We start from the raw sequence: 3,876 nt of genomic DNA on the forward strand, positions 1-3,876 counted from the left end.
GCTCGTGATCCGACAACACCAGCTCGGCCAGCCTCGGCCCAGGACGTCCCATGCACTGACCAACGACGGATCAAGGACTCAGGACACTAGAACGCTGATGAAGATCTTGGTGTGATCCGGGTCGTGCTGTCAGGTGGCGGCAGGGATCTGCCAGGTCGTGCCGTTGTGGGTGAGTCCGAGGTTGATCAGGGTCCGTAGGTTGAGGGCGGCGGCGCGGGTGTGGAGCCAGGCGTTGTTCTTGAGGGTGCCGATGTGTCGTAGGCGTCGGTTGCCGTGGGCGACGAGCCAGGCCACGGCGCGTTCGACGGGTGGGCGCCAGCGGCGGTAGGCGGCCTGCCATTTGGGGTCGTTCGCGCTCTGGCGGGCCCTGGCCATGAGGTCGTGGTCGGGGCGGATGGTGACGATCCGCCCGGCCTTGGCCCGGCTGCAATGCTCGCGTAGTGGACATGCGGTGCACTGGCCGGTGAAGACCGCCTTGCGCTGGAGGTGCCGGCCGGATGGTTCGGACAGTGTGGCGGTGTGGCCGGCCGGGCAGGTCACCATGCCCCCGGCGGTGCCAATGACGAAGTCGTCGAGACTGAAACCGCCGGGGACGGCGGTTGTCAGCGGGGCGGGCTTGAGGAACAGCCGGTGGTGTACCTGCCGCAGGGCCCGCTGCGTGGGACCGGTGGAGTAGGCGGTGTCGCCGAAGACGTCCAGCGGCTCGGGTTCGCCGGCGAGCAGGGCGAGGGCGATCTGGGCCTCGTGGTGCTCGCTTCAGCGGCGGGGCCGACGCCGGGGGCCGCCCGCGCCCAACCGCTCTGCCGGTAGCGGCGGACCTCGCATCGTTCCGAGCCGCAATCGCGGGGTGCGGATCAGGTCCCGTCGAGCGCACGGTGGGTGCCACTGGCTCCGGCACGGCCGGTCAACCGACGCAGAAGCCCCAGATGTGGGGCTGTTCGTGAGCCTGTGAAGGATCACATCGGATCTCAGCCAACTCACGATTCCTCGTACATCACCTAGACCCGCAGATCAGCAACCAGGCACTTGGCAACCCCAGACAAGACGATCAAGCTTCCAGCATCTGACTCCATCTCACCAGGGTCGTCCTGCTCCCACACCACCACGACAGCCCACCTCAACAGCCAGTCCCCGCAGCTCAAGAGACGAGTCGTCACAGAAGCGCCATGCGGGTGCAGGCCGGCCTGCCGCTCCAGCCCGCGCGGTGCGGCGTCCGCTGCACTACCCACCCTCGGGCAGCGGGAGAGCGTGGGCGTGTGGGGGCCGCAGCGGCCGCGCGGGTGCTGGTGGACCTCGGTGATTCTTGTGGTGAGTTCGTCCTCGGGCGCTGCTCGCTACACGCCGACGTAGAGGCCTTGGAGGGAGGCGACCAGCAGGACGACCACTCCGGCGAGGGCGGCGAGGCCGCAGGCGGTCATGCCCAGCGTGAAGACGGCTTCCCAGGCGGTGCGCGGTCCCGAACGGCGGACGACCACCTGCGACGGGTCCCCGGAGGAGTAGGCGACCTCAATGGTGGCGGAGGCGCTCTTGGCCCACAGGGTGCGGCTCACCCCGTCGCTGTCGGTGTACACATACGTCCCGCGCTGGTCCGGGTGCCGCTCGGCCTCGACAGTGATGCCGTGGCGGGGCAGGTACCACTGGCGGCACGCCAGCCACAGCCCTCCGAGGCCGACCGCCGTCATCGCCACGCCCAGGGCACCGCCCACCAGGGTCATCACGCCGAGGCCGATACCGGTGAGGCCGCCCGTGGCGGTGCCGGCGGTGACGGCCACCGCCGTCACCACCAGGCCGGCCACCATCGCCCAGCGCTTGAGCAGGCGGATCCGGCGGTCCTGCCGCGGCTCGGCCACGATGCTCGAGACGACGGCGGCGTACCCGTCCGCGTGTTCGGGCAATGCCGTGGTCACGGCGGCGGCGAAGACCGCGGCGGCGGCGCCGCTCACCCCCGTGATCCGGTGGACGGCCGTCGCGGCTCCGGCTCCGGCTCCGGCTCCAGCGGCGAGCTCGACGCTCACCGACCGGCCCTCGGCACGTACCCCACGGACCGCCGCCAGCGGGATGCGCAGCTGCTCGTGGGGCCGGTTCAGGACCAGGGCGTCGCCGTCGAAACGGAGGACGGCGTCCTGGTCACCCCGCAGGACCGGTATCGGTGACGTGATCGACATGCCCGTGATCGTAGGGGTGATCTGCCCGTGGTGTAGCCCCATTTCGCCAGAGGGCAGGACATCCAGCCAAGGCACACTTGGGCCTTGGCCCGGTAGAGCTCGGTGTGGAGCGGTCGACCCTCGACATCAGCATCGGCACCCTGATCCGAGGGGCCCGCCGCACAGCGTCCGGGCACCTTTCGCCGGCACGTACCCGACCTCGATGACCCGCTCTGCGAGCACGTCGACCCCACCGGGGCACCCCGGAGCGGTGCCGCAGGCCGTCTTGTGGACGGCGATCGCGTGCCGCGCACCGGTTCGCCCGGTGCCCCCCCGGCCCGGGCCGTTGAACCTGTCTCGGAGCGGACCAGGCCGAGCAGCTGCACGGCCGCCTCCAGTTCGGCCCGTGCCCTCCGGCCGCCACGCCGTGTGCCCGCTCAGTAGTACTACGCTGCCCGCATGATCGACGAGTGGGGGACTCTGGTCGGGCGGGCGGCGATGATCGTCGTCGGTGGCGGTGGCGCCGTGGGCTGCCTGGTCTTGATGTGGGGTGGTATCCAGGTGGGCCTGCGCGGGGTCTGGGCCGAGGCGAGGGTGATCGACCAGTGTGAGAAGCCGGACGGTCACGGGGGCTCGCTGTTCCACGCGACCGTCGAGTTCACTCCGCTCGGCGGCGAGCCGGTGAGGGTCGAGCTGGGCTCCACGAAGGAGAAGCGCAGGGACGGGTGGGTGGTGCTCCGCTTCGACCCGCGCAGGCCGCGGCGGTTTCGCGAGGATCCGTTCGTCGAGGCGATCTGGTCCCTGCTGCTGTTCCTGTTCTTCGCGGGCTGGTTCGTCCTCGGCGTCTGGTACTGAAACGCCCGGACGGGCGCAGCGGCAGCGCGTCGAAGCATGGAGGTCGGTCTGTCCGGGTGTCCGGATCGAGCTGGGGTACGAGGGGGCGGCGTGATGGATGACGGCGGGGTGAAGCGTGCGGACTTCCTGGCGACGATGCTGTTCGGCGCGGTGTACGGGGTCGCGCTGGTCTTGGTGGTGATGGGGTTCGCCGCGGAGCCGGGCGGGTGCGGGGGGCGCTTTCGCGGCGGGTGCGCGGGCGGGATGTACTGGCGCCTGGGTGCCGGTTTCGGTCTCATCGCGGTGGTGGCGCCGTTGCTGCACCGGGTCGCGCCGAACGTCCCTTTCGAGCGGGGGGTCGGTCGGGCAGCCGCTGTCGCCGCTCTGGCCTCGGGGGCCGTGGTCGGTGCGGCCGCCGTTGTGACGGTGTCTCACTTGGTGGGCTGAGGCGGCCTCGGGGCGGGGGTGTCAAGGGACAGTAGGAGTTGGCTCTGGCGCGAGTTTCGTGATCGGCGCGGGCCTCCTGGTCAGCCCGTGGTAGCCATGGGGCATGCTGGTGCGGTGAGTAATCCCCAAACAGCGTGGCAGGCGTGGCTGAACGGCCTGGATGCCAAGTCACAGGCCTTGGCACTGTCGTTGCGCGCCCAGTTCGACGCTCTTGGTGCGGCTGACGCCGCGGACTGGGTCAAGTCGGAGTTGAGCGAGGACCTGCCGCAGCTCGCCCGGTTCATACTGCTGCGAAGCCTGTGGCGTAGTCCGATCGACGACTGGGCCGACCCGGATGCGCTCGATCAACTCCCAGACGCCAAGCGGCTCCTTGCCGCCGGCGCGGACCGGGCCGACCTGGTTCTCCTGGCTCGGGCAGTGGCCTATGAGTCGGTGTTCACGACGCTAGACG

General features: G+C 70.4%; 4 protein-coding genes and 1 pseudogene. 3 read left to right on the plus strand and 2 right to left on the minus strand.

Going from position 1 to position 3,876, the window contains the following annotated elements; genetic code table 11:
• Nucleotides 1-129: 129 nt before the first annotated feature.
• On the minus strand, nt 130-543 hold the full coding sequence (locus ACWCYY_RS40670) for a transposase (RefSeq protein WP_449798960.1): 414 nt from the start codon (nt 541-543) through the stop codon (nt 130-132).
• A gap of 791 nt (nt 544-1,334) precedes the next feature.
• A complete protein-coding gene (locus ACWCYY_RS40675) occupies nt 1,335-2,165 on the minus strand; it encodes a hypothetical protein (RefSeq protein ID WP_449798961.1) in 831 nt (276 codons plus the stop codon).
• Nucleotides 2,166-2,603: 438 nt separating this feature from the next.
• Here ACWCYY_RS40675 and ACWCYY_RS40680 point away from each other — a divergent pair, with 438 nt between their 5' ends.
• The 3 genes and pseudogenes from ACWCYY_RS40680 to ACWCYY_RS40690 all read left to right on the plus strand — a co-directional run.
• Nucleotides 2,604-2,999: a hypothetical protein gene (locus ACWCYY_RS40680; RefSeq protein WP_449798962.1), complete on the plus strand. Its 396-nt coding sequence runs from the start codon at nt 2,604-2,606 to the stop codon at nt 2,997-2,999.
• Nucleotides 3,000-3,089: 90 nt separating this feature from the next.
• Nucleotides 3,090-3,425 (plus strand): hypothetical protein, encoded by a 336-nt coding sequence (locus ACWCYY_RS40685; protein ID WP_449798963.1) that lies wholly within the window; start codon nt 3,090-3,092, stop codon nt 3,423-3,425.
• Nucleotides 3,426-3,539: 114 nt separating this feature from the next.
• Nucleotides 3,540-3,876 (plus strand): annotated as a pseudogene (locus ACWCYY_RS40690) (hypothetical protein); the annotation flags it as partial.

The sequence above is a fragment of the Kitasatospora sp. NPDC001664 genome, from assembly GCF_053596675.1.